Origin of the sequence: Streptomyces sp. NPDC047072 (assembly GCF_040643855.1) — a bacterium.
Classification (GTDB): Bacteria; Actinomycetota; Actinomycetes; order Streptomycetales; family Streptomycetaceae; genus Streptomyces.
Genome location: NZ_JBEYVC010000086.1, coordinates 1 through 25,419, shown reverse-complemented (window position 1 = coordinate 25,419; position 25,419 = coordinate 1). Strand labels below are relative to the sequence as shown.

Sequence of the window (25,419 nt, the reverse complement as noted above, 5' to 3'; positions counted from 1 at the left end):
GGTCTCCGAGGGGCCGTCAGGGACCGCCACCTGCAACTACGTGGCCCGGGACGCCGACGGACGGCGATGGTTCGTGAAGGCCTATCCGGCGAGCGCTGATCTGGGGGCCGAGCAGCGCGCCCTCGGGCCGGCCGAGTTCGCCGCGCGCGACGGGGTCCCGGTGCCGGTGATGCGCCGTACTCTCGACGGTGATCTCATCGTGAGGGGCGGCGGGTTGTCGGTGTCCGTCGCTGCGTTCGTTGAAGGTGCCGAGACAGCGGAAGGCGATCTGTCCGGCAAGCGGCGGGCCGCCGTCGGCGAGTCCTTGGGTCGGCTGCACCGCACCCTCGTCCGTCATCCGGACGGGCCGCCGCGCCGCGCCCCCGCCCGCGAAGTCTGCGACGTCGAGCGGGGCCGACAGCGCTATCGCGGCGGGGTTCGGGCCCGGGCCGATGATGCTCGCCGCGCTCGCGATCACTCCGTTCACCCAGGTCCCTCTGCTCCTCGCCTCCTTGGGCCTGGTCTGGCAGTTCGCCATCGTTGCCGCCCTGTTCCTTCATCTGGCCTGTGCCGGGGCGGCGGGGACGACCCAGTGCGCCATTCGCCAGGTCGTCACCGCCGACGACATGCAGGCTCGGATGCAGGCCGTGGGTACCTGGCTCACCTCCGGCGGGCGGCCGGCAGCTGCGCTCCTCGCCGGCGGGCTCGGCACGTGGATCGGTGTGCGCCCCACCCTGGTGCCCGGCTCACCCGCCGTGGCTTCTCCTTCAGCCGAGGCCGTCACACCTCCGACGCCGTCGGGGCCGATCGTCCCCAATCCCGCAGTCGCCGTGGATGTGCGGCACCACCGCTCGTCGGAGGGTGGCCCGTGAGCACGAACCCGGACACGGCGCCCCTCCTGCTCAGCACCTACTCCCTGCCCTTCAACGTCCGAGGTGATCACGTGCCGCCCTCCCGCTCTCATATCCGCGCGACCGTCGGTGCCTATCTCAGCCGGCATGCCGAGGAACGGGAGGCTCTGGAGGGGTTGCTGGCCGTCCTGGACGGCACCGGGGAGCCGTCGAGCCGGGCCACGTTGCCCGGTCACGTCACCTGCAGCGCGGTGGTCATCGACCGCGACCGTCGGGTGCTCCACATCGCTCATCGGGTGACGGGGCTGCTTCTCGCTCCAGGCGGCCACGTTGAGGCGGGTGACCGTACGCTCCTGTCCGCGGCTGTGCGGGAGGTGTGCGAAGAGGCCGGGCTGCGTCCCGGCGACCTGTGTCTGACTCCGCAGTTCCTCGACGAGCCGATCGACGTGGACGTCCATGACATCGACGCCAACCTTGCCAAAGGCGAGGCTGCTCACCAGCACTGCGACTTCCGCTTCGCGTTCTACCTCACCGCCGAGCAACCGCCCGCGCTCGCTCTGCTGGACGAGGAAGTCGCCGGGGCCCAGTGGCTCCCGTACGCCGACGTGCGCTCCCCCACGCTGCGGGCCAAGCTCCTCGCTGCCGAGCTGCACGGGCTGGATGGGCGCCCGGAGCCCGTCAGCGCTAACGCCCTGATCCACGACGGAGCTGGCCGCTATCTCCTTCATCTACGAGATGACCGTGAAGGCATGTGGGAGCCCTGGGTCCTGGCCCTCGTGGGAGGCAAACGGTCGCGGGACGATGCCAGCCTCGAGGCGACACTGCGGCGCGAGCTCGCCGAGGAGGTGCCGGGCCTGGAACCCACGGGCCTGATGCCGTTCGCCGTCCAGGAGGCGATGAGCGTCGACGGCCTGGCCGTGCCCATCGGCGTCTACGCCGGGCACTGGAGCGGTGATGCCGAGGCGGTGGATCTCCGCGAAGGTGTCCTTCTGACGTGGTGCACCGTGGACATGCTCGACCGGCTGCGCCTGAGTCCCGGGCTGGAGGAGCTGATCCGGCGCCACGCGGCCGAGCACCCCGTGGCGAAGGAACTGCCGGACGACACCGGCCCGCTGGCCGACGAGGCTCCGCCGGGAACCGAACTGCACATCGTCGGCGTTCACCTCCATCTCCAGGACGACCAGGGCCGGATCCTCCTCGGCCTGCGCCACCCGGACTCCACGTATGCGCCGGACACCTGGCACTTCCTGGCCGGCCACTGCGAGCGGGAAACGGCGATCGACTGCCTGGTTCGGGAAGCAAGGGAGGAAGCGGGCCTCACCATCGCGCCCGAGGACGTCGATCTCGTCCACACGGTGCACCACGTCGACTCCCCCGACGCCCGGCCGAGGATCGCGCTCGTCTTCCAGGCCCGCTCCTGGACCGGCGACCCGGAGGTCCTGGAGCCCGACCGGTGCGTGGAGTGGCGGTGGTGGACGCCGCAGGACCTGCCGGCCAAGGTCGTGCCATACACCCGCCGGGCGATCGACGGAATCCTTCAAGGGCGTCCGTACTCCGAGCAGGGCTGGGGCGAGCGATGAGCACTCTGGACACCTGTCCTGCCGCCGGCCCGATCGGCAGGGCCACGCCGACGGATGCGGAAGCGGATCCGGCAGCCGCGCGGGCGGTGATGGTCGCCCGGCTCGAGGAAGAAGGGTCTCTGGGGCCGGGCCCGGTCCGCGACGCCCTACTCGCGCTGCCTCGCGAAGTGCTGATGCCGCAGGCGTACGTACGGCGCAGCGGCCCGGGCGAGGAGCCGCCGCGGTGGGATCTGCTGGACTGGTCGGCGCCGCTGGACCGCCCCGAGCTGCTCGGGCTGCTGTACGGCGGGGCCAGTGTGCTAGTCCAGCACGATGGGGAGCCGCTGCTGGGCCGGGCGCGCGGGACGCGGTCGGGGGCGTCGATCACGTCGATGTCGACGGTGATGGGCCTGACCGTCGAGCTGCTGGAGGAGCTGGATCTGCGCCCGGGTCTGCGGGTGCTGGACGTCGGGACGGGCGCGGGGGTGACCGCCGCGGTGGCCTGCCAGGTCTGTGGCGACCAGGGGGTGGTCACCGTCGACCGGGACCGGCACCTCACCGCCGCGGCCGCCGCCCGCCTGGCCGACCTCGGCTTCCGGCCGCAGGTGGTATGCGGGTCAGGCGAACAGGGCGTCCCGGGCCGGGAATTCGACCGAATCTTCGTGTCGTACACGGTAGCGCGCGTACCGACAGCCCTGGTCGACCAGCTCGCGCCGGGCGGCACACTGCTGACGCACGTGACCAGCGCGTCCCCGTCGTGGCCCGGCCTCGCTGTCGTCGAGCGCACCGCAGACGGGCAGGTTACGGCGGAGCTGCGGGCCGTGGAGTTCGCCCACCGTGCCGGGCACGGCATGGGGCGGATCTGGCTCAGCGAGGAGTTCCGGCAGCGCATCGCCACTGAGCCCGGCGCGTGGACCCAGCGGAGCAAGCTGGCGCCGCCCGCAGACAGCGACCGCGGGTTCTGGCTGGCGGCCGACCACCTCCTCGGAGGTCTGGTGCGGGACTTCGGGTCTGAGCACCTGGCGATCGGCGCACCCAACTGCGGATCCTGGATGCGCGCGGAGCCTGTGGGCCACCGGCGCTGGAGTGTCACCGTCCAAGGGCCTCGGGACATCTGGAAAGAGATCCAGGACCTCGCCGACCGGTGGCGGGCCGCACGATCCCCCGACCGCTACCGCCTCTCCTTCGACGCGGACGGCGGGCAGCGCGCCTCGTCCGAGTGCGGACACCTGTCCTGGCAACTACCCGCCCCCCAGCCGCTCAATGAGGGAGCCACCTCGTGACCTACCCCGACGGGCCCCTTCCGGGCTTCCCCGAGCAGCAGGCACTGTTCGAGGGCGCGGCGTTGACCTACGCCCGCCACCGCCCCGGCCTGCCGGACGCGGCGGTGCGCCTGCTCGCCGACACGCTGCGGGGCCGGCCGTCGCCAGTGCTGCTCGACCTGGGCACCGGAACCGGGCAGGTGCCCTTCGCGCTCCTGTCTGCCGGCGCTGACCTGACGCACATCGAAGCGGTCGACATCAGCCCGCAGATGCTGCATCAGGCCGGGCAAGCCCTCACTCCCGTACTCGGCGACTGCACCCTCTCCCTGGTCCATGCGGCGGCCGCCGCCTACGAGCCGCTCGCGACGCTGCCGGGCGAACCGGACTCCGGCCCGGACCTGATCACCTTCTGCCGGTCCTACCACTGGATGAACGGTGAGACGGTCCTGGAGATGGCCGACCGGGTCGCCACATCGGGCGCCGCAGTGGCGATCATGGGCGACGGGAGCCTGTGGACCCACGACGCCGACTGGACCCGTGCGCTGCGCGAGTTGATCCAGCGCTACCTGGGCGCCGAGCGCAGGGCGGGCGCCCGCCGTTCCTACGCCGAGCCCCGCCGCTCGTACGAGGAGGACCTCGCCGACTCGGCGTTCGACAACGTCGCCGAACACCTCTTCCCGGTGACCCGCACCTGGGCGCCGCAGGGGGTACTCGGCTACCTGCGCACCACGTCCTTCGCCGCTCCTGAGCTCTTCGCAGAGCGGCACCAGGCGTTCGAGGACGAGGCCCTCGCCCTTCTCCACGCGTACGCGGTGGACGGGTCTCTGGCCGAGGAAGCGACGTTCAGGGTTCTGCTCGCCCGCCGTCCGGAGGGAGCGCGATGAGCGGCGGGCAGCGGCACACCGAGCCGCTGGACGTCCACCTGATCCTGCGCCGGGAGACCGCCGACGGGCCGCGGGTTCTGCTGTCGCGGCGGGCCGGCGCCGTGTACGCGGCCGGCCTGTGGCATCTGCCGTCCGGGCATCTCGACGGGCCCGTGGAGGACGTGGTCACCGCGCTCGTGCGGGAGACGCGGGAGGAGACTGGCGTCCTCGTCGACCCAGCCGATGTCCGTACGGGCGTGACCGTGCACCACCGCTCCCCCGGCGGCAGCGCACGTGTCGGGTTCTTCTTCGAAGTCCGCCGCTGGAAGGGCGATCCGCAGATCATGGAGCCGGCCGTGTGTGACGGCATGGACTGGTTCCGTCTCGACGCCCTGCCTGTACCGATGGTTGCGTACTGCCGGGCCGGGCTGGACGCCTACAGGGCGAGTGCGCGCCTCGCGGTGCACTTCCAGGAGCCCGAGGATACGATCGCCTACGATCCCTCAACCGACCGGCTCCGCATCATCCCCACCGTGGACGACTTGCCCGGCGCCCAACCCGGCTCGGCGGTGCGGGAGTTCACTGAGCAGGCAGTGGGACGGATCACGGGCTGGGAGGACGCCTCCTGGGCGTGGGCGGGCAGCCAGGTGTGGCGGGCCAGCAACGCCTTCGGCGGTACCTGGTACGTGAAGGTCCACCAGAACCCCAGGTTCCACGATCGCCAGGTGCGCGCCTACCGGACGTGGGTCCCCTCGCTCGGCGCGGCGGCGCCGCGGCTGGTGGCTGCCGACGACGGTCTGATGACGGTCGTGGTCACCGCCGTGCCGGGCGATCCCCTGTACGGCGCGATCCACACGCCGGAGCAGGAACGCCGCATCTTTCGCCAGATCGGGGCGCTCGCCCGCCGCATCCACCAGAGCGCTCCCGCACGGCCCGCACCCGAGGGGAGCGGACCGGCGGCCGGGAAGCTGGAGCGGCATCTTGCGGCGGCCCGTCCTCATCTGGCGGGCGGTGATGAGGAGTTCGTGCGGGCCCTCGTCGAGCGGGGCCGGCAGTTGCCGCCGCTGGAGTGGGTGGAGACCCACGGCGACTTCCAGTTGCGCAACATCCTCCGCGCCGCCGACGGCACCCTCACGGTGATCGACTTCGAGCGGAGCGAGCCTGGCGAGGTCGTACGCGACCTGGTGCGGCTATCCGACGCCTGGGCCGGCCGCCCCGACCTTTATGAGGCGCTGATGGCCGGGTACGGGCGGGCCCTGACCGCGGTCGAGGAGGAGCGCCTTGCCGTCGATGCTGCCTTGGACGCGGTCAGCGGCATCCAGTTCGGCGTTGCCAACGGCGTGCCCGATCTGGTCGAGCGCGGTCGGCGGACCCTCCGGCGTCTGCGTGCCGCGGCCGACTCACCGACCCGAACTCCTGGAGGTGTCTGGTGAATCGTGACGTTCCTGCGGGCCGCGATCTGGCCGCAGGCGGTGCGGACGGGGTGCCGGCGGTACGCCTGGCGGTGCCGGAGGACGCTGAGGGCATCATCCGGCTGCGGTCCGAGTTCCTTCTCTCCTCGCCCCTGGACGAGGGGTGGGTCAGCCGGTGCAGCACGCGGCTGGCCCGGCGGCTTGTCCCGCGGGGCGATGCCCGGGCCTTCGTCATCGACTCCGCGGACGGAGGCCTCGCCGCGGTCGCGCTCGGTCTGATCCAGGAGGTCATCGCGGCCCCGTCCTATCCCGAGGGGCTGTCGACGCGCGTCCAGGCCGTCGTGACGCGGCCCGGCTTGAGGCGCCGCGGCTTCGCCCGCGCGGTCCTGGCCGCGCTGCTCGACCACCTCAAGGGCGAGCAGGTCACGCTCTTCGATCTCCACTCCAGCCCGGAAGCAGCCCAGCTGTACCGGGAGTTGGGGTTCGCGGGCAGTCCGGCGTTGATGCGGATGACCGCGCACAGCCAGACGGTCCCGCGCGGCGGCGAGGAGCCCGGAGTGAGGTGGCCGCCCGAGCACTATGCCGCGACCGTGACGAAGGTGACCGGGTTCGCGTGTGTCTACTTCACCGACGAAGGCGAGCGGCCCGTCCAGCTCCGCTCGGTCTACTCCTCGACGCATCCGTGGCAGATGCCCGGCGGCACGATGGAGTACGGCGAGCGGCCGTGGCAGACGGCTGTACGCGAGTGCTGGGAGGAGACCGGCCTTGCGGTTCAGGGGCCGCCCCGGCTGCTGGCGACGGTGTTCGGGCTGCCCGGGGCTGAGTGGCCGTACAGCACGATGGGCTGCATTTTCGACGGCGGCCGGCTCACTAAGGCGCAGATCGAGGGCATCGTCCTGGACCGGCAGGAGCACGACAAGGTCGGCGTTCAGTCGCTTGCCGACTGGCAGCCCCTGATGCCGCCGCAGGACTTCGCGCGCCTGAGCACCGTGATGGAGGCACGCCGCTCCGGCGTGGCTGCCTACTTCGACACATGGGACTGGGGGACCGAGTGAACGCTGGCATCGTGCTGATGTCCGACCCGAGGGTGGCCGCGATCCCTCTCCAAGAGCGCGGCGAGGCCCTGGTCGACGTACGTGCCCATGGTCTCAAGGTCGATGGCCGCAAGCACGACGCGGCCAGCGCCTTCGCACAGGTGCGGCAGGGCGTCCTCACCCGGCTGCTGCATGCACAGTCGCTGCTGCCCACCGGTGTGCAGTTGCTGTTCGTGGAGGGCTACCGGCCGCCGGCTCTGCAGCGACGCTACTTCGAGGAGTACTGCGGCGAGCTGGCCCGTGCGCACCCCAACTGGCTCGCCGCCGAACTCCGCGCGGGGGCGAGCCGCTTCGTATCGCCTCCGGAGATCGCGCCGCACTCTGCTGGCGCAGCTGTCGACGTAACGCTCGTCGACCACCGGGGCCGCGAGCTGGACATGGGCACCCGCGTCAACGCCAGCCCCGAGGAGAGCGCCGGCGCCTGTTACACCGACGCCACTGGTCTCAGCGACCGGGCCCGCACGAACCGGGACACGCTCAAGACCGCGATGTCCGCAGCAGGGCTGATCAACTACCCGACCGAGTTTTGGCACTGGAGCTTCGGCGACCGGTACTGGGCGCTGCAGACCGGACAGCCTGCCGCCGTGTACGGGCCCGTCGAACTGCCGCAGCAGCGCAAGCCCACCAGCCGTTGACGTACGAGGAGCGATCTGTGGGATACACCCGGGCCGACTGGTCCGATCACTACGCCGGCGGCCGCGGTTTCCGTCAGCTGGGGGAGGAGGAGAAGGGCCTGCTCGTCGAGCACCTGCCGGCACCGGAAAGCGGCCGGGCGCTCGAGGTCTGCTGCGGTACCGGTGCGCTGGCCGCCTATCTGGCCTCGCTCGGCTACACCGTCGACGCCGCCGACTTCGCCGAAGGCGCCCTGGAGCGGGCCCGCACGGAGCACGCCGACGCAGCCGGTGTGCGCTGGCTGTGCCTGGACATCGAGCACGACGACCTGGCCGACCTCGACGGCGGCTACGACCTGATCGCCATCCGGCTGGCCGTCGCGTTCATCCGCGATCGAGCCCGGGTCCTGCGCCGCCTGGCCGCCCTTCTGCGCGAGGACGGGACGCTCGTCATCATCACCCCCGTCGCGGAGAACACTCCGGAAGAGCGGCGCCACATCGCACTGGACGAGCACGAACTCGGCGCGCTCACCGACGGGTTCACCAAGGTTGAGCGGTTCGACGCCGAGGGACTGGCCGTGCTTCTCCTGCGGGGCCAGGGCGGGTCGTACAGTGCCCAGGAGAAGCTGCGGCCCGATCCGCAGGCCGTGTTCGGCGCCGCGGTGGTCGTCACGGACTCCTTCGGGAGGGTCCTGCTGGGCCGATCGACGCGCGGCATGTGGGAGCTGGCGGGCGGACGGATCGAGACGGGCGAAGGCGCGCCGGACGCGGCCGTACGGGAGTTGCGGGAGGAGACCGGGCTGATGGCGCGCGCGGAGGACGCCGCCGTGGTGACGGTCCTCCATGACGACCGGCTGGACGTGCGTCGCATCACCGCCGTGGTCCGGGTGAGCAGCTGGAGCGGTGAACTCGGTCTGCCGGAGCCGCACCGTTTCGTGCGCTGGGAGTGGCACAACCTGTACGACCTGGCCAGCCTCGGGAAGATCTTCGCGCCGTCGGCGCAGGCACTGGCCGCGGTGTGGCCCGGGGTCCTGCCCGGGCTGCCGCCGATCCATTCCTATCCGTGCACCGACGTCGTCTCGCCCGTACCTGGCGAGCCGGCCGAGGCCGTCCGGCTACGGACGCGGATGGCGGACACGGTGATCGGGAAGGGCTGGGCACCATCCCCGCGAGTCCAGGCCGCGCTGCGCGCGGTCCCGAGGCACAGGTTCGTTCCCGAAGTCCCTCTGGAAAAGGCCTACCACGACGACCTCGCCGTGGTGACGGTGCGGGACTCCGACGAGTCGGCGGTCAGCTCCGTGTCGGCGGCCTGGCTGCAGGCCGACATGATCGAACAGCTGCGGCTGGAACCGGGCATGACCGTGCTGGAGGTCGGTGCCGGCGGGTACAACGCCGAACTCGTCGCCCATGTCCTCGGCCCACGCGGCCGCGTGGTCACCGTGGACCTCGATGAGTACGTGGTGCACCGCACCAGGCGGCTGTGCGCGGAAGCCGGCAGCGGCCGGGTGACCGCTGTTCTGGGCGATGGCTGCCTCGGCGCGCCGGACCATGTTCCCGCGCGCGGCTTCGACGGCATCGTGATCACCCACAACGCAACCGATGTCGCCCCGGCCTGGCGGGATCAACTGGCCGACGCAGCGCGGCTGGTCGTGCCACTGGAGATCGGCGGCTACAGCCGCTCGATCACCCTGGCCCGGCACGGGGATACCCTGCACGCGGAGCACTGGACGTTCTGCGGTTTCGTACGGGACCGGGGTGCCGCGGGCCGCTGTGCCCCGGCCGTCGACCTGGCCGGCGGCGAGGTGAGCGTGCGGTGGCCGGACGGTGCCCCCGGCGACACCAGCGGGCTCGAGGACGCCCTGCACGGCGTGCGGCACGAGCTGGGCACCGGCGTAGTCCTTCCCGGCCAGACCAGCTTCGAGACCTTGCAGATCTACGCCGCGACCACCTTGCCCGATTTCTGCCGCCTCACCGTCCCCAAGGCGTCGAAGCTCGTGGCGCAGCAGGACGCCGCCGCGGTGATCGCTGACGGCTCCCTCGCCTACCTGGCCAGCGTCCAGACCCACAAGGGGGCCACGCCCGCCGACTCCCGCTGGGAGTTCTTCATCCACGCCTACGGGCCAGCGGCACAGGCCGTGGCTGAGCGCTTCGCCGCCTGTGTACGGGAGTGGGACCGTCACGTGCGCCACACCGGCTATCCGGGCCTGACGGTTCACCCGGCCGGTACCCCGGACGGCGAACTTCCACCCGGCGACGTGCTCGACAAGCCCTCCTCCCGCCTGGTCTTCCAGTGGCCTGGGCGTACCCCGTCCGCCCAGGTCCTGGTCCCGGCGGTCGATCAGCGTGACTGACTCCCCCAACCCGGCCACCGCCCGTCCCCAACGCTGAGAGAAGAGGTACCCGTCTGTGACAACTTCCGCGTCCCCGCCTGTATCCGGGGTGCCATCCGTGCTCGGCGTCTTCGCGCACCCCGACGACGAGAGCCTGCTCGCCGGCGGGGTGCTCGCGCGGCACGCCGCTGGCGGCGCCCGCACGGCGGTCGTCACCGCGACCTGGTCCCCGGGCAGTGCGCGGGCCGCCGAGCTCGCCGCGGCCCTAACTGTCCTGGGCGCGGGAGAGCCGCGCCTGCTCGGATACCGCGACGCCCGCAACGCGTCATCGGCGCCCGGCCAGGACCGGTGGTGCGACGTAGACGTGGACGAGGCGGTGGCCCGGGTCGTCGCGCACATCCGGCAGTTTCGTCCCGACGTTGTCGTGACCCATGATGCGCTCGGCCAGCTCACCGGCCATCCAGATCACCGGCGCACCCATCAGGTGGCGGTGCTCGCTGTGCAGGCGGCCGGACTCGGCGGGCTTCACCCCGAGGCCGGTGAGCCGTGGCAGGCGAGCGCGCTGTATGCGGCCACCCACCCGGACTCCGGGATCGGCGGTCTCGGACCGCTGCTGAGCGGCGTCGGAAAGACGCTGCTGAGCGTGCCGGACGACTACGCGACCGCCGTCGTGGACGTCACGCCGTGGCTGGATCAGAAATGGGCCGCGATCTCCTCGCACGCCAGCCAGGTCCAGGGTGAGCGGGCGCTGCCCGCGCTGCTGTCCCGTCTCGACGAGCCGGAACGGGCCCGGATCCTGGCCACTGAGTACTTCACCCGCCTCACCCCCACGCCCGCCACCGCCGTTCAGCACTCGCTCACCCCCTGATCCGCGCACCCACTCCTCGTGCCCAGTCCAGAAGAGAGCACCACCACCGTGTTCCCCGTCCCGCCCGCCTGCGGCACCCGTATACCGGTCCTGGAGCCGGCATCGCGCCGTGCCTACGCGGTCCTGCCCGGCGTCGCCGGTCTGGCCTACCGCACGCTGATCTGCGCACTGAGCAGCCACGACGCGCACACCGGGCATGCCGCGATCGCCCGCCCGCTCCACCCGCCGCAGACACGAGGGGTCTGGGCACACTGGACCGCCGGCGGCGACCCGTCCCACACGGTGCACGAAGCGTGCCCGCACGCCGGCGCGGACGCCGGCCGCCCGGGCTGCGCCCTGTTCGCCGGCCATCCCGGCCTGTGCACGTTCGCCTTCACCGGCACGCCGTCCACGGACGCGACGCGCGCGGGGCGGATCGGCGAAGCGCTCGACGTCCTGGACAAGGACGCGCTCCACGATCCGGAAAGCGTGTGGGCGGCGGCGCACGATGCAGTCTTGTTGACCTGGGACGAACTGCGGGCCCGAGGCATGTGGGAGCAGCTGCGGCCGTGGGACCAGGCCGCCGTGTACTGGTCCATCAGCCAGGTCACCGGGCTGGGTACGGCGGGCCGTGGCCGGGCCGAAGCGGTGCGGCATTTCGCGCGCGATACACGGGAGCTGGCCGGGCTCTGGGCCTCGGACGGGCCGGCTGGCCTGCCGGGCGGCGGGGAGGCGGCAGAGCTGTGGGAGCTGTTCGCGCTCCTTCCCGAGCCGTGGCAGGCGCTCGTCCTGGGCGAACACCGCGCCGTGCCGCCGCAGTCGGTGGCCCTCGGCACGGCGATCCGGGACGCCTCGGCCCACGCCGCCGCCGGTGAGGTGCCGCCGGCACCCGGCACGCGGGACCGCAGCAGATGGGAGGACGCGCGCGAGCGGGGCGCCGCAGAAGCGCCCCGGCTGGCACGGCTGCCCTACGGGTGGCGGGTCGACGGTATCCGCCGGGCCGTCCTGGGCCGGGGAGCGCTCTCGGCCAGCTACGCCGTCATGGCCATCAACACGCTGCGCGGCTACGGCATATCCCTCCAGAACTCCGGCCCGGACACGCCATGACCGCGGTCCCCACCACGCCCGCCAATGATGCGGCAGACGAAAGAGACGGAGGAGATCGGTGATCAGCTCATCCCGCCCCGCCGACCCGAAGACCGCCCCGACCACGACGGGGGGTCCGGCCGGAAGTACGGCACTGGTCCTCACCACGGCGCAACTCCCCGCCGAGGTGAGGACGGGGCGCTGCCAGTGCGGCGACATCACCTATGAGGTGGCCGGTATCCCGGACGACCCGCACCTGTGTTCCTGCGAGCACGAGACCCGTATCTCCGGTGGCCCCGCGGTCCTGTGGGTGGGTTTCCGCAAGGACACCCTGTCCTGGACCGGCCCCGGTGGCGAGCCCACCTGGTATGCGACCTGGCCCACGCTGCGCCGTGGGTTCTGCCCCCGCTGCGGAACGCACCTGATCTCCGTTGCCGACGGCTCGGACATGATCATGGTGACCGGTTTCAGCCTCGACGACCGCAGCGGGACGGATCCGGTCGGACACTCCTTCCGCGACGAAGCCGTGCTCTGGATGACCGTCGCCCTCGGGCCGGTCCCGTCGCTGGACTACGGGCCGGGCACCAGTGCCAACGGCGCGTAACGAACGGGCCGCCGGGTGCCGCCGCGGCCGCGGCACCCTGCCCTGTCGCCCGGAGGGGCGCAGGCCGGCCCGGCGGCCCCCTTGTGCGAAGAGAACTTCAGGAGCGGGGGAGACAGAAAGTGATCGTGTGGGTCAACGGTGCGTTCGGTGCGGGCAAGAGCACGCTCGCCGCCGCTCTCGCCACCCGGCTCGACGGGGCGGTGGTAGGCGACCCGGAGGGCATCGGCAGCGCGCTGCGCACCGCGCTGCGCGGGCATCGGTGCGAGCAGCCGGACTACCAGGACTATCTGCCGTGGGAAGCGACCGTCGTCTCCTTCATCGCCGGTCTGTACGCCTACACCGGCGGTCCGGTCATCGTCCCGATGAACGTCCTGGGCCGAGACCGGGCGCTGCGGATGCTGGCGGCGCTGGACGCCTGCGCGGCCGCCTGTCACCTCGCGGTGCATGCCGAACCCGCCGTGCTTCACGAGCGGATCGCCTCGGCCCTGGCACTGGGCGAGGACCCGCGGCGCGCCTCGCACATCCGCGCCTACCGGCTGCGACGCCCGGACGACTACCTCAACGCGGCCCGGTCCTGGCCTCCCGCCCACGGTCATGTCATCGACACCAGCACGCTCACCCGCGAGCAGACGCTCACCGCCGCCCTCGACCACCTTCGACAAGGAGAACCCACCGTATGCGCAGAGCCGGTGTCCGGGAGGGAACCGCGGTGACGGGAAGCGAGGAACTGGCCGCGCTGGTCGCGGGAACGCTGAGCATGGCGTACGGCATCCAGCCGGCGGAGGTCGCGCAGATCCAGGCGGGGACGAACACCCGCAACTTCCGGGTGGCCGACCGTGACGGCTGCCTGTGGTTCGCCAAGGTCTACCCCGGCCATCAGCTGCTGGAACGAGAGCTGCCGGCGGTGGAACTCGCCGAGTTCGCGCGCGAGGGTGGGGCCCTGGTGCCGGCCGTCCTGCGGACGCGCGAAGGGGATCTCATCGAGGCCCGTGGTCGGGTGGCGATGTCGCTGTGGACCTACGTGCCCGACGCGGAGACTGCGGAGGGCGCTCTGACGGGCGAACGCTGGCCAGCCGTCGGTGCGGTGGTCGGCCAGCTGCACCGTCTTCTCGCCAGCCACCCAGCCGCCCGGCCGGTGCAGCAGCCGGGGGCCGGCGTCTGCGATCTGCCGGGCAACCAGGCACGCTTCCAGCGCATGATCACCGCCTACGACAGCAGGCAGGAGTCCCGCGAGTTCGAGAGATGGGCGGTGGAAGCGTGCCGGGAGCGGCTGGCCGCCTTCGGCCGACTCGCGAAACTTCTGGAGGCCTTGCCGGAGCTGACGGTGCAGATCCCGCACGGGGATCTGGCCTCCCCGAACGTGCTGCTGCGCGGGGAGCGGGTGGCCGGCGTCGTCGACTTCCAGGCGCCGAGGGCCCGTTACACCGCCTGGGAGATCGCCCGGATCGGCTGCGACCCGCGCTCGCTGCTGCGCGGGTGGGAGACGTGGCTGTCGGGCCTGTCCCGGCTCCTGGCCGCCTACCGCGATGTCCATCCCGGCGTCCGGTGGGAAGACCTGCTCGCCGTGGTGGTCGTCGGCTGTGTGTCGATGCTGGCCTCGACCTACCCGCTGGCGCAGCCCCTGGACGCGCCCGAGGAGATGACCGCGTCGCTGGAGGTTTATGCGCGGGCCCGTCACGAGGCCGCGCTGATGCTGCTGGACCGGCTGGACGAGGCGCAGGAGGTGCTGCGTGACGGCCTCCGATGAGCCCCTGCCCCGCACTACCGCCGCGACCTCTCCGCCGGCGGCGGCCGAGGAGCGGGTGCGCCGGGATCTGGCGCTGTACAACAACGGGCTCGCGGTCGGGGTGCTGGGCGGTGCGGTCACCTCGGTCGCGCTGCCGAGCCTGGCGCTGATCACGCTGAAGGCGTCGCCGTTCGAGATGAGCGTGCTGTATGCGGCTCAGCGGTTCCCACCCGCGGTTACGGCTCTGTTCGGCGGCGCGGTGGTCGACCGGCACCGCAAGCTTGCCCTGCTGACCTGGGGCAAGGCAGCGGGCGGTGTCCTGCTGCTGATGGTGCCGCTCGGCGCCTGGCTGGGGTTTTTGTCGCTGCCGCTGCTGTGCGTCGTCGGCTTGCTGCTCGCGGCCGTCAACGACCTCTCGTCCACGGCCGGCATCAGCTACCTGCCATCGCTCGCCAAAGGCGAGCGCCTGGCGGCCGCCAACTCGAAGATGGGCGCCCTGTTCTCCTTCACGGACGCCGCGGGCAGCTACCTGGCGTCCGGGCTGATCGCGCTGCTGGGCACGAGCCGCGCGATCCTCGCCGACGTCGCCTCGTACGCCGTCAGTGCCTGGTGCATGACGCGGATCCGGACGCCGGAGCCGCCGCCGCGGCCCCGGCCGGAGGGCAGCACGCTGCTGGGCGAGATCCGCGAGGGGCTCGCCTACGTGATCCGTCATCCGGTGCTGTGGCCGGTGGTGAAGGCGAACACCGCCCTCGCGCTCGCGCTCACCGCGTGGGACGTGCTCTTCCTCATCTACGTTGTGCGGCAGTTGCACTGGTCGCCGGTGGTCCTCGCGGTGGTGATGGGGTGCGCGAGCGTCGGCGGCGTGGTCGGTGCGCTGGCGGGCCGGCGCCTGGCGCGGCCGCGCGGCACCTGGTGGGGGGTGGGCCCGCTGCTGCTGTGCGCGCTGGCCCTGCAGCCCCTGGTGCTGGTGCCGGTGCTGTTCGCCGGGCCGGGCCTGGGCTGGCAGGTCGTCATCGGCGGGTGCGTGACCGCCCGGTTCCTGGGGGCGACCGCGCACGGCTCGACCCAGCGCTCGGTGCGTCAGGGCGTGTGCGAGGCCCGGTTCCAGGGGCGGCAGCACGCGATCGGCACGTGGCTGACGTTCGGGCCCCGTTTCCTGAGCGCGCTCGCGGCGGGCGGGCTCGTTTCCGTGGTCGGCCTGCTCCCGTCGATGAGCGTGGCGGCGCTTGCCACGTCCGGCGGGTTCGTCGTGCTCCTGCTGTCCCCCATCCGTCGCCTTCGGGCCATGCCCACTCCTACCGGAGCGTGACCATGAACGACCCCGATACTGTCCCCGCCCTTCCCGATCCGGCCCCGGCCTCGACCACCGTGATGCCGCCGGCCGCCTACGGCGCGTCCCGGGCGGCTCTGTGGACGGCGGTGTCCGTACTGTTCACCGACGAGCGCGGGCGCGTGCTGCTCGAGTCGCTCGACTACAGCGACACCCAGCTGCTCCCCGGCGGCGGGATGGAGGCGGGCGAGGCTCCGTCGGCCGCACTCAGCCGCGAGGTACACGAGGAGCTCGGTCTCACCTCAACGTTCACGCACTGCCTCGCGGTGGACTGGATTCCGCCGACCGCACCCGGTCTCCCGGACATGCACTTCCCCGGAGAGTTGATCTACGTCTTCGACGGCGGAACCCTCAGCACCGGGCAGATCCGTACCCTGAAGCCTCCCGGCCGGGAAGTCACCGGCGTTGACTGGGTGGAACCGGCGTTGCTGGGCGAGCACATGACGGCGGGGGACGCCCGCCGCGCCCTGGCCGCGCTGCGCGCGCGGATCAACGGCAGCGGCGCCGCCATCCTCGAAGACGGACATCCCAGCGCCCCCAGCGTCCTCGACGCACTGCTGGTCCTGCGGACGCCCCGCAAGCCACAGCTGTGGCCGTGGCGCACCGGTCCGGTGCCCTCCGAGCTGACCGTCATCCAGTGCTGGGGGTGGATCTTCGCTCCGGACGGCCGGGCTCTGGTGCTGATCGGCGAGGACACCGGTTCCGCCTGTCTGCCCGGCGGCCGCCCGGAGAGCACCGACCATCAAGACCCGGCGGCGGTCCTGGCACGGGAGGCAGCCGAAGAGGCACAGATCCGTATCGGCTCCCCAATCGCCGTCGGCTACCTGCACGACGAGCCCGGCTGCGGCGCCCGGGTCCGGATGGCGGCGGCCTTCACTCACTGCGCCCCGGTGGCATCCGACCCGGCGACCGGGCAGACGTACAGCCGTGTGCTGGCCACGCCCGAGCAGATCGCCGAGCTGTTCGACTGGGGTCCGGGCGGGCGGGAACAGCTTGCGGCGGTGCACGCCGCCCGGGAACAGCTGGGGCTGCCCGCGGCCCGACGCCAGCCGGTCACCGAACTCCCCCGCGACGGAGGCTGGCTGTGACCCGCCCGACCAGCCTCGAGTGCTTCGCCCCGCAGGGAATTGGTAACAGCGACGGCGCTGCTGCCCCTTGTCGCCTCGTGCCGGTCCGAAGTGCCCTGCGGCCGCACCGGAAGCGGGCCAGCTTCATGCCGCCGGGCTCGGACCGTCAAACCCGCAGCTCAGGAGCGCGCCGCGTCCCCACGGCGTCTCGCCGACCGCAACGCTTACGGGAGGCATCCGACCGCCTCCTGGTCTTCGTCGATATCCAGCCCGACCTCGTGGAGGCATGATGCGTGACTTCTGGGAGACCCACCACTGGCCCGAGGGGCAACGCCGCGCCCACTGGCACCTCTTGTTCGACGATCAGCCGGCCGTGCACGACTACGTCCGCGCCCACACCGAACTCCTGGACCGGCATCCGGAGTTGAGTCCGGTGCCGGTCGAGTGGCTGCACGCGACGCTGCAGTCCATCGGCCCGCTGACCCCCGATGTGGCGGCCGCCGTCGCCGACGCCGCACGCCCGGCGCTGGCCGGCATCGAGCCGTTCGAGATCGAGATCGGACCGGCGCAGGCCATCCACAACGGCGTCGTCCCGGCGATCTACCCCGAAGAGGGGATCTCCGCACTGTTCTGGGCACTGCGGCAGGTGACGGAGAGCATCGTCGGCACCGAGGCGATGCCGATGGCCCCCGACCGGTTCTGGCCCCACCTCAGCCTGGCCTACAGCAACGCCCGGTGGGACCACGACGACCTGTCCCGGGCCCTGGCCAAGCTCCGCCCGCCCCGGCCCCGGGTGCGGGTGACGCGGGCCGTCCTCGTCGACCAGGAACAGGCCTGGCGCGACAAGTACACCTGGACGGTGATCGCCGCAGTGCCGCTCGGCATACGCCGCGGCAGTGATGCGGCGGGCGTCACCAGGGTGGACGGCGGTGGCCGCGGATGAGGAAATTCGAACCCCGGTTCCAAAACGGGCCCTGGCGGGACGGCGCCCGGATCCTGCACGCCTACCTGCTGCCCGACCTGTCCGTCGACCACCAGCTCGCGCAGCTCACCTCGGCCTGCCACCAGGCGATGCGCCCGTACCCGATCGTCCTCCTGAACGGCGGGCTGCTGCACACGACCGTGGAGATGGTCGCGGACACCACCGCGGACAACATCACCGCCGCCGAGCGCCAGGACCTCATCGAGGCCCTGCGCCACCGCCTCACCGACACGACCCCCTTCCAGGTGCAAGCCGGCTCCCCCATCGCCAACCGAGCCGGCGCACTGCTGGACCTCACACCTGACGAACCGCTCATCGACCTCAAGGGGAGCGTCCAGGACGCGTTCGTCGAAGCCCGCGGCCCGGCAGTGCTCCAGCACGAGGGCGGCCGTCCCCACATGTCCCTCGGCTACAGCTGGGACACCGCCGACAGCGACCCGCTGCAAAGCGCCCTGCGCAAGATCAGTCCCAGCCACGCTCCCGTCCATGTGGACCGGGTCCACCTGGTCGAGGTCGAGTTCCGCGAGCACGCCCGCGGCAACGGCAAGAGTGCGTGGGAGATCTCCTGGGACCCCGTCAGCGTGATCCCGCTGGGCGCCTCCTACTCCTGACCGCCCAGGCCCGACCACATCCGGGGCGCGGCAGCTCGTCGCGCCCCGGCTCGCCCACCTCCATCCCGACACGACAGGGAAAGCGACCGCGTCATGCCGCCGTCAACACCACCGATACCCCCGACCGAGGCCGTGCTCGCCGAGCATCCGGCCACGGCGATCGACGACCTCGCCCCGCTGTGGGGTGAGCTCCTGGCCCACCATGTGGCCAGCGCGCCCCATCTCGGCGACCTCGGCGAGGTGAGATCCGCGGACGAGTCCTGGCAGATCCGCCGCGCCGAATACCTCGCCTGGTGGGAAGAGGCGCTGTCGAAGATCTTCACCGTCCGTGAGCAGAACCGGCTCCTCGGCTACGCCTTCGTCCGGATCGTCCCGGCAGCCGGATCATGGAAGCTGGGCAACCACGTCGGCGTCCTGGAGACCCTGGTGGTCGCCCGCGAGGCCCGGGGGCGCGGGCTGGGACGTCTGCTGATCGAGGCGGCCGACGCCCACTGCCGCTCCCACGGTGCCGGCGTCTTGCGGGTCAGCGTCATCGAGGGCAACGACGCGCACGGCTTCTACCGCCGCCGCGGCGCGGCCGGCTTCACCCGCACCCTGCTGCTCCCCCTCCCCCTGCCCCACGTGACGCCGGCCGGCGACCGCGGCCCCGCCGCGACGGCCTCCGGAATCGAGGACGGGACCGAGATGTTCCTTGAGTGTCTGCGGGCCAGAGCCGAACGCGCTCTGCGTGAGGGGGTCTTCGAACGCGCCGACGCCCTGTTCGCGCACGTTCTGGGTGCGCTGGAGCAGTCCGGTGCGGCAGGCGGCCTGCCGTATCTGAAGGTCCTGCACGATCACGCCCTGGTCGCGTACGGGCGGGGACGGTGGGCCGAGGGCGAGGCCCGGCTGCGCAGGGTCCTGGAGGGCTGCGAGGACCTCGCCGGGCCTACGGCGGCCGAGACGATCGGGGCGCTGGCGCGCCTGGCCGAAGCCGTCGGCGAACAGGGACGGTGGGAGGAGGCCGAGACCCTCGCCCGGGAGGCCGTCCGCCGCGCCGAAGCCGGGCTGCCGCCCGCCCACGAGGAGACCCTCTCCGCGCGGCTGAGCCTGGCCTGGGTTCTGCAACGGACCGCAGCACCGGACGCGGACAAGGTCCTGCGATCGGTGGCCGAGGCCCTCACCCGAGTTCTCGGCAGCCGGCACCGCACCACCCTGGCCGCACAGCATCTGATGGTGCGCCTCCTGCGGGACCAGGAACGCTACGCCGAGGCCCTGGCGGTCGCCGGCGAACTGGCCGCCGCCCGCGCCCGAGCCCTGGGCTACGAGCATCCGCACACGCTCAGGGCACAGGCGGACCTCGCGGTCCTCTTGCACCGAACGGGCCGCGAACAGGAGGCCGCCGCCCTTGCGCGGGAGACGCTCACGGCCAGCGCCCTGGTCACCTCGCTTCTGGGCACCGGGCAGCACCACGACCAGCAGATCCGCGCCACCTGCGCGGAGATCACCAGCGGCTGACCAGCACCGCCCGACCCGCATCAAATCGCCCACGCCGAACATGACGTTCACGGGCGCCCCGCGGTGCGGCCCTCACTTCGGCGCGCGCCCGGAACGCCGGGGCGCGCCGTGTCCACGTGGCAGTTCCTTCGGCGTTGTTCCTTCCCGACCACTCCTCCATCGATGAAAGACGACATCCCATGAATCACAACGGCTTCGCCTTGACAACCGGAGAGCTCGCCGGCGTAGGCCGCCCCAGCGAGGACCGCATCGTCCGCGCCCCGGGAGCCGTCATCGTCTTGGACGGCGTCTCCACCGTCACCGACGACGAGCCCCGCGGCGGCTGGTACGCCGAGACCCTCGGCAACCGTGTGGCCTCCCTGCTCGCCGCTGACCCCGGGGCGGACCTGCGTCAGATCCTTGAGCAGGCCATCGGCTGGATCACCGGTGCACACGGTCTGGTCCCTGGGGAGTCTCCCGCCGCCACCGTCGCTATCGTGCGGCGCCACGGCGAACAGGTCGACGCCCTCGTCCTGGCGGACACCCCGGTGATCGCGCGCACCATCGGCGGGGCGGTCGACGCGGTGCGTGACGACCGGCTCGCCCGGCTGGTCGCCGGCCTCCCCGAGCGTGCGGAGTACCAGAGCCGGCTCAAGGAAGGCCGCGGCTTCCAGGCGCCCGAGCACCGGGCGCTGCTGCAGAAGCTCCGGGCCCACCAGTTGCGCCACCTCAACAACGGTGTACCGGGCGGGTACTGGGTCGCCGAAGCCGTACCCGAGGCGGCCCAACACGCCGTGGTGCGCTCATGGCCCCTCGCCGAGCTCGCCGACATCCTGGCGATGACCGACGGCGCCAGCGCCGCCGTCGAGGAGTACGGGATGTACGCCACCTGGGACGAGATGGCCCGGGCCTGTCTCACGGACGGACCCGACAAGGTCGTGCGCGCCATCCACGACACCGAGGCGGCCGATCCCGACGGGCGCCGCTGGCCCCGCTACAAGCAGGCCGATGACAAGGAGCTCGTCTGCCTTCGGTTCGCCGCCATCGACCGTGCGGCCGCATGAGCGGCACCGCCGCGCCGCCCCGCCGACGGCCGAGGGCCCGACCGAGCGTTCGGGAATCCGTGCTGGACGTCACGCGCATTGCCCTACGGCCCCGACCTCAACGAGGAGAACCATGCTGACTGTCATGAGCCAGAACGCCCAGTACGGAGCAGACCGGGACGGACGCTGGGATAGCCTGCTCAAGGTCATCCGCCGTGTCCGACCGCACCTGCTGTTCCTGCAGGAGGTCGACTGGCTGGCCGACCCCGACAAGGCCGAGGCCGCTGAGCAGGCGCTCGGCCTGAGCCTGGTCGTCGCGCCGTCCCGTAACCTGAACACCGCGGTCGCCTGGGACCCGGCGCTCCTGGAACGGCTGGACACGGAGACCAAGTACTCCGTCACCGACATGCACCACGGCTACTGCGCCCCCCGCTTCACTCCCTTGGGCCTCAAGCGGCCACTCCCGACTCCGCTGGTCGCGATCAGCACGCACCTGACCCCGTACTCGGCTGAAGTCGCCGCGACGGAGGCGCAGTTGCTGATCGCGCGGGCCTACCGGTACGGCGGTATCGGAATCGTGGCCGGTGACATCAACCACTGCCCGCTGGAGGACCCGGAGATCGACTGGGAGGCCGTCCAGCCGTACAACCGCACCTCCCGGTGCCTGCCGCGCGACAGTGAGGACGAGCCCTGGCGCGGCAACCGCATCGTGGGCAAGAGGTTCCGCGACGGACAGTTCACCGACGTGGGCGGTCACTTCCAGGACCGGCAGGCGACCGGCAAGGCCGGATTGCTGCGCGTCGACCAGGCGCACGTCACCCCTGCCCTGCTTCCGGCGCTGCGGTCGTACGAGCGAGTGGACCCGGGCTCCGCCAGCGACCACTACGGCATCAGCTGGCAGCTCGACCTCGAAGCGGTCGACACCACCCTCGTCCGCGAGTACACCTGAGCCCGGCGGGGGCCGCCGAGCACGGGCGGTATGACGCCGGCCGGTCCCTCCCCCGTTGACCGGTTCCGGGCGCTCCTGCCGGTGTGCACCCGGAACCGCCCTCCCACCGGAGGAACACCTCCCCGGTCCTGGTGGGGATGCCGGATGTCCGTACACATCCTCAGCGGCATCCGGAAGCGGACCGACAGCACCTACGGCTCCTCAGCGGCGGGAACACCGCTCATCTCGGTTTCACCAGGCCCGAGGTCCGGCCCGCCACAACACAACGGTCGGCGCCGGCAAGGCGCCTACTCCTAAGACATCGAAAGCAGAGACAGCGAACGTGGCCATTGCAGCATCACCCCTGTGGGATCACCAGCGCGAGGCGTTGGAGGACCTCAGGAAGGAACTCCTCTCGGCGCGGCGCGTCACCAACGTCATGGCGTGCGGCACCGGGAAGACCCGGGTCGGAGCCGAAGTAGCACGGCTGGTGTCGCCGTCCGAGCCGGTACTGATCGTGGTGCCCACGCTCGATCTGATCGCCCAGACGCTCGCAGCCTGGCTGGAGGCCCTCGGACGCGAGGCGCTGGGCCGCATCATCGCGGTGTGCGGCGACCGGGAGGTCACGGACCGCGACACGGCCGACGAACTGAGCGCGCGTCAGATCGAGGTCACCTCCGACCCGGGCGAGTTGGCCGAGCTGCTGCGCACGAGGCGGGGCCGCAGCACCGTGGCCATCACGTATCAGAGCCTGCCGAAGCTGGTTGCTGCGCACCAGTACCGGGGTGTGCAGCCGTGGAAGCTGATCGTGGTCGACGAGGCTCACCGCTCGGTCGGACTCGCGGACCGGCAATGGTCGGCCATGCACGACGACGAGCTGGTGCCCGCGTTCAAACGCCTCTACATGACGGCTACGCCACGCCTGGTGAGCGTGCGCGAGGGCCAGGCATCCGAGGTCGTCAGCATGGACGACGAACGGATCTTCGGCCGCGTCGGGCACCGGCTGAGCTTCGCGGCAGCCCGGGAACGCCGGCTCCTGGCCGACTACCGGGTCATCGTCTCCGTCGTCACAGACGAGGAGATGCACCGCCTTGCCACCGAACGCGACAGCAGCACCTTCCTGCAGCTCGGACCGTCCGCGATATCCGCGCCCATGCTGGCACGTCAGGTCGCGGTTCTGCGGGCAGCACGCGAGTTCGACGTCCAGCGCATGCTCACCTATCACCGTCTGGTGGCCGATGCACGCTGGTTCGCCCAGACCCTTCCCGCGGCCGACGCTCTGCTCGGGCCGGCGGACACGTTGACGACCGGCTACGTCCGCGGTTCCCAGACCCGGGCGCAACGGCGCGCGGAGCTCGCGAAGCTGACGGACAAGAGCCTGGACCGGGTGGTCATCTCCAACGCGCGGGTCCTCTCGGAGGGGTATGACGCGCCCGCCGTTGACGGCGTGGCCTTCATCGACGCCCGCAAATCCACGATCGACACCGTTCAGGCCGTCGGCCGGGCACTGCGGCTGGGCGGCAGGAACGACAAGACCGCCTACATCTTCGTCCCGGTCCTGATGGAACCCGGGCAGGACCCCGTCAGCGCCCTGCAGGACTCCGCCTACAGTCCTGTGTGGCAGGTAGTGAGCGCGCTGGCCGCCCATGACGAAGCTCTCGGTGCGGAGCTGGAAGCCCGTCGCCGTGAGCTGGGCAGGGGGTACCAGTCCCGGGAGACTCTTGCGGATCTCCCTCAGTGGCTCCAGGTCCACGGCATACCGGTGCCCCACCGGTTCGCTGAGGCGATCACGGTGAAGGCGGTCCGCTCCACCACCGCCTCGTGGGAAGAGCACGTCGGGGCCCTCATCGACTACGCCGCCGAGCACCGCGACCTGCTAGTCCGCAGAGACTTCGTCACCGAATCCGGGCTGGCCCTGGGACAGTGGGTCCAGTGGGTCCGCCAGCTCCACAGCACCGGCAGGCTGTCGCCGGCCCGGCATGCCCAGCTCGAAGAGATCGGCATGGTCTGGGACGCCCTCGACGAGAACTTCGCACGGCGCCTTGAAGCCGCGGCCAAGTACCGTGCCGAGCACGGGGACCTGCGCGTCCCCCATGGTTACGTCACCGCGGGGCCCGACCCGATTCGCCTCGGCGCCTGGATCAACGGCCTCCGGGGCCGGCAAAAGCAGCTGTCCGATCGGCAGCGTGAGGCGCTGGACGAGCTGGACATGGTGTGGTCGGTGTTCGCGGAAGACTGGAAACAGGGCCTTGAAGCGGCCCGCACCTACCACCGCCGACATGGCCATCTTCGGGTCCATCGCGACTATGTCGAAGAAACGCAGGACGGCTCCGAAGGATTCCCTCTGGGAATGTGGCTGGTGGGCAGGCGCGATCAGTACAAGACGATGCTCCGGGAGAGGATCGCCGAACTCGACGCCCTGGGAATGATATGGAGGCCGCACGAAGAAACGTGGCGCCGCCATTTCGAAGCCGCGCAGGCATACCACACCAGCCACGGCAACCTTGATATGCCGACACGCCACATCGTCCCTGCGCCCGGCGGCGACGTCGACCTCGGCGCATGGCTCAGCCGCCAGCGCGCCGACATGGAAGCGGGCAGGCTCAGCGCTGAACGTACTGCGGCACTCGAAAGCCTGGGTGTGAAGCTGGTCCGAGCCTTTGAACGGGGGTGGCAGCAGGGTGTTGCCGTTGCTCGCTTGTACCACGCGGAATTCGGCCACCTGAACATACAGGCCCGCCATACATTCACCGACTCCAATGGAGAAGAATTCAGACTCGGAGCCTGGATCGCAAAGGTGCGAGAACGCCGAGCCAGCGGAAAACTGACAGACGACCGTATCTCGGAGCTCGATGCGCTCGGAATGATATGGGACGTCAAGGAGACATCATGGCGTGATCACTATACTGCTGCCAGTGAGTTCTTCCGCGCTCATCATCACCTGGAGATCCCTTCTAAGCACGTCACCGATCCACCGAAGGAACTGCGGCTCGGGTCCTGGATCAGCCGTCAGCGCACCGATTACAAAAAGGGGACGATTACTGCGGCGCGCATCAAGGAACTCGACGAGATCGGCATGCGATGGCCGGCACGGTCCCCTCGCAGCGAAGGGTGAGGGAGTCCGATGCGCATTCGACAGCCGTGCCAGCTGCCGTCCTTCCATGCGGTGTGATCCGTGGACCAGCTGTCCCGCGCGCAGACCGCCGACGGTCCGGGGCCAGCAAGCCCGTGGCCCACCTGGGTCCGGCGCACCGTCGGCTAGCACGTCTGTCACTCATTCGGGTCTCTTCATTCGCAATCAACGTGGAGCACTCCGGACGACGGCACACTGGCGAGTGTCCGCTGCCTTGTTGCTGTAGCTGAAGGGCAGCGTGGGTGAAGGGAGTTCGTCGGCTGTGGGCCGATTCCGCCTGACCGACTATGCGGCCGCGTTCGATCCCGGTGATCCGCCGCGGGAAGGCCGGATGGTGTTCTGGCGGCCGACGGCGACGATGGGGCCGCCCGAGAAGCTGACGGTGCCCGAGGGTGCGGTGCTCGGTGAGCGGGAGACCACGGTGGTGCGGGCGCAGCGTGACGGGATCCGCTCGGCGCGGGTCCCGTACTGGTGGATGCCCCTGGACGAGGCCGTGGCAGTCCTGGCCCGCTGCCGTATCGACGGTGTAGGTGATGAGAGCTGCCAATTCTGGGGTGCGGCCGCATTGTTCGCGCTTCAGCTGCTGGCGCGCGGGCGTATGCGCCTGGATGTCACGCCGACGGGC

22 protein-coding genes and 1 pseudogene are annotated in these 25,419 nt (G+C 71.3%); 22 read left to right on the top strand and 1 reads right to left on the bottom strand.

Features of this window, described 5'->3' with window-relative positions:
* Positions 1-16: 16 nt before the first annotated feature.
* Positions 17-466 carry a hypothetical protein gene (locus ABZ896_RS30520; RefSeq protein ID WP_360936152.1) on the bottom strand — a complete coding sequence of 150 codons (450 nt, stop codon included), beginning with the start codon at positions 464-466 and terminating at the stop codon, positions 17-19.
* Here ABZ896_RS30520 and ABZ896_RS30515 point away from each other — a divergent pair.
* From ABZ896_RS30515 to ABZ896_RS30410, 22 genes and pseudogenes are all read left to right on the top strand, one after another.
* Positions 432-851 (top strand): hypothetical protein, encoded by a 420-nt coding sequence (locus tag ABZ896_RS30515; protein ID WP_360936150.1) that lies wholly within the window; start codon positions 432-434, stop codon positions 849-851. The two genes, ABZ896_RS30520 and ABZ896_RS30515, sit on opposite strands and share 35 nt — an antisense overlap.
* Positions 848-2,410 carry an NUDIX domain-containing protein gene (locus ABZ896_RS30510; RefSeq protein WP_360936148.1) on the top strand — a complete coding sequence of 521 codons (1,563 nt, stop codon included), beginning with the start codon at positions 848-850 and terminating at the stop codon, positions 2,408-2,410. Before ABZ896_RS30515 ends, ABZ896_RS30510 begins: the two co-directional genes overlap by 4 nt.
* Complete coding sequence (locus tag ABZ896_RS30505) at positions 2,407-3,672, top strand: methyltransferase domain-containing protein (protein ID WP_360936146.1); 1,266 nt, start codon at positions 2,407-2,409, stop codon at positions 3,670-3,672. The genes ABZ896_RS30510 and ABZ896_RS30505 overlap by 4 nt, the downstream gene beginning before the upstream one ends.
* The gene (locus ABZ896_RS30500; protein WP_360936144.1) at positions 3,669-4,535 is read left to right on the top strand and encodes a methyltransferase domain-containing protein; all 867 of its coding nucleotides are present in this window, start codon (positions 3,669-3,671) and stop codon (positions 4,533-4,535) included. Before ABZ896_RS30505 ends, ABZ896_RS30500 begins: the two co-directional genes overlap by 4 nt.
* A complete protein-coding gene (locus tag ABZ896_RS30495) occupies positions 4,532-5,947 on the top strand; it encodes a phosphotransferase (protein ID WP_360936142.1) in 1,416 nt (471 codons plus the stop codon). Before ABZ896_RS30500 ends, ABZ896_RS30495 begins: the two co-directional genes overlap by 4 nt.
* Positions 5,944-6,981 carry a bifunctional GNAT family N-acetyltransferase/NUDIX hydrolase gene (locus ABZ896_RS30490; RefSeq protein ID WP_360936140.1) on the top strand — a complete coding sequence of 346 codons (1,038 nt, stop codon included), beginning with the start codon at positions 5,944-5,946 and terminating at the stop codon, positions 6,979-6,981. Before ABZ896_RS30495 ends, ABZ896_RS30490 begins: the two co-directional genes overlap by 4 nt.
* 17 nt (positions 6,982-6,998) lie before the next feature.
* Positions 6,999-7,655: a M15 family metallopeptidase gene (locus tag ABZ896_RS30485; RefSeq protein WP_360936138.1), complete on the top strand. Its 657-nt coding sequence runs from the start codon at positions 6,999-7,001 to the stop codon at positions 7,653-7,655.
* Between the two features lie 17 nt (positions 7,656-7,672).
* Complete coding sequence (gene fxlM / locus ABZ896_RS30480; protein WP_360936136.1) at positions 7,673-9,982, top strand: methyltransferase, FxLD system; 2,310 nt, start codon at positions 7,673-7,675, stop codon at positions 9,980-9,982.
* 88 nt (positions 9,983-10,070) lie between these two features.
* Positions 10,071-10,829 carry a PIG-L deacetylase family protein gene (locus ABZ896_RS30475; protein ID WP_360936134.1) on the top strand — a complete coding sequence of 253 codons (759 nt, stop codon included), beginning with the start codon at positions 10,071-10,073 and terminating at the stop codon, positions 10,827-10,829.
* A gap of 18 nt (positions 10,830-10,847) precedes the next feature.
* Positions 10,848-11,915, top strand: a complete 1,068-nt coding sequence (locus ABZ896_RS30470; protein ID WP_360936132.1) for a hypothetical protein — start codon at positions 10,848-10,850, stop codon at positions 11,913-11,915.
* Positions 11,916-11,973: 58 nt separating this feature from the next.
* Positions 11,974-12,498 carry a GFA family protein gene (locus ABZ896_RS30465; RefSeq protein WP_360936130.1) on the top strand — a complete coding sequence of 175 codons (525 nt, stop codon included), beginning with the start codon at positions 11,974-11,976 and terminating at the stop codon, positions 12,496-12,498.
* A gap of 119 nt (positions 12,499-12,617) precedes the next feature.
* Complete coding sequence (locus tag ABZ896_RS30460) at positions 12,618-13,211, top strand: AAA family ATPase (RefSeq protein WP_360936128.1); 594 nt, start codon at positions 12,618-12,620, stop codon at positions 13,209-13,211.
* Entirely contained in the window at positions 13,175-14,245 is a 1,071-nt protein-coding gene (locus ABZ896_RS30455; RefSeq protein WP_360936126.1) for an aminoglycoside phosphotransferase, read from the top strand. The genes ABZ896_RS30460 and ABZ896_RS30455 overlap by 37 nt, the downstream gene beginning before the upstream one ends.
* Positions 14,229-15,536, top strand: a complete 1,308-nt coding sequence (locus tag ABZ896_RS30450; RefSeq protein ID WP_360936124.1) for an MFS transporter — start codon at positions 14,229-14,231, stop codon at positions 15,534-15,536. The genes ABZ896_RS30455 and ABZ896_RS30450 overlap by 17 nt, the downstream gene beginning before the upstream one ends.
* Positions 15,537-15,538: 2 nt before the next feature.
* On the top strand, positions 15,539-16,645 hold the full coding sequence (locus ABZ896_RS30445; RefSeq protein ID WP_360936122.1) for an NUDIX hydrolase: 1,107 nt from the start codon (positions 15,539-15,541) through the stop codon (positions 16,643-16,645).
* 265 nt (positions 16,646-16,910) lie between these two features.
* On the top strand, positions 16,911-17,567 hold the full coding sequence (locus ABZ896_RS30440; RefSeq protein WP_360936120.1) for a 2'-5' RNA ligase family protein: 657 nt from the start codon (positions 16,911-16,913) through the stop codon (positions 17,565-17,567).
* The gene (locus ABZ896_RS30435; RefSeq protein WP_360936118.1) at positions 17,564-18,217 is read left to right on the top strand and encodes a 2'-5' RNA ligase family protein; all 654 of its coding nucleotides are present in this window, start codon (positions 17,564-17,566) and stop codon (positions 18,215-18,217) included. The genes ABZ896_RS30440 and ABZ896_RS30435 overlap by 4 nt, the downstream gene beginning before the upstream one ends.
* A gap of 93 nt (positions 18,218-18,310) precedes the next feature.
* Complete coding sequence (locus ABZ896_RS30430; RefSeq protein WP_360936116.1) at positions 18,311-19,711, top strand: GNAT family N-acetyltransferase; 1,401 nt, start codon at positions 18,311-18,313, stop codon at positions 19,709-19,711.
* A 179-nt stretch (positions 19,712-19,890) separates the two neighbouring features.
* Positions 19,891-20,754, top strand: a complete 864-nt coding sequence (locus ABZ896_RS30425) for a hypothetical protein (RefSeq protein WP_360936114.1) — start codon at positions 19,891-19,893, stop codon at positions 20,752-20,754.
* 124 nt (positions 20,755-20,878) lie between these two features.
* Positions 20,879-21,682, top strand: a complete 804-nt coding sequence (locus tag ABZ896_RS30420; protein ID WP_360936112.1) for an endonuclease/exonuclease/phosphatase family protein — start codon at positions 20,879-20,881, stop codon at positions 21,680-21,682.
* 322 nt (positions 21,683-22,004) lie between these two features.
* Positions 22,005-24,776 carry a Helicase associated domain protein gene (locus ABZ896_RS30415; protein ID WP_360936110.1) on the top strand — a complete coding sequence of 924 codons (2,772 nt, stop codon included), beginning with the start codon at positions 22,005-22,007 and terminating at the stop codon, positions 24,774-24,776.
* 280 nt (positions 24,777-25,056) lie between these two features.
* Positions 25,057-25,419: pseudogene (locus ABZ896_RS30410) on the top strand (ATP-dependent helicase); the annotation flags it as partial.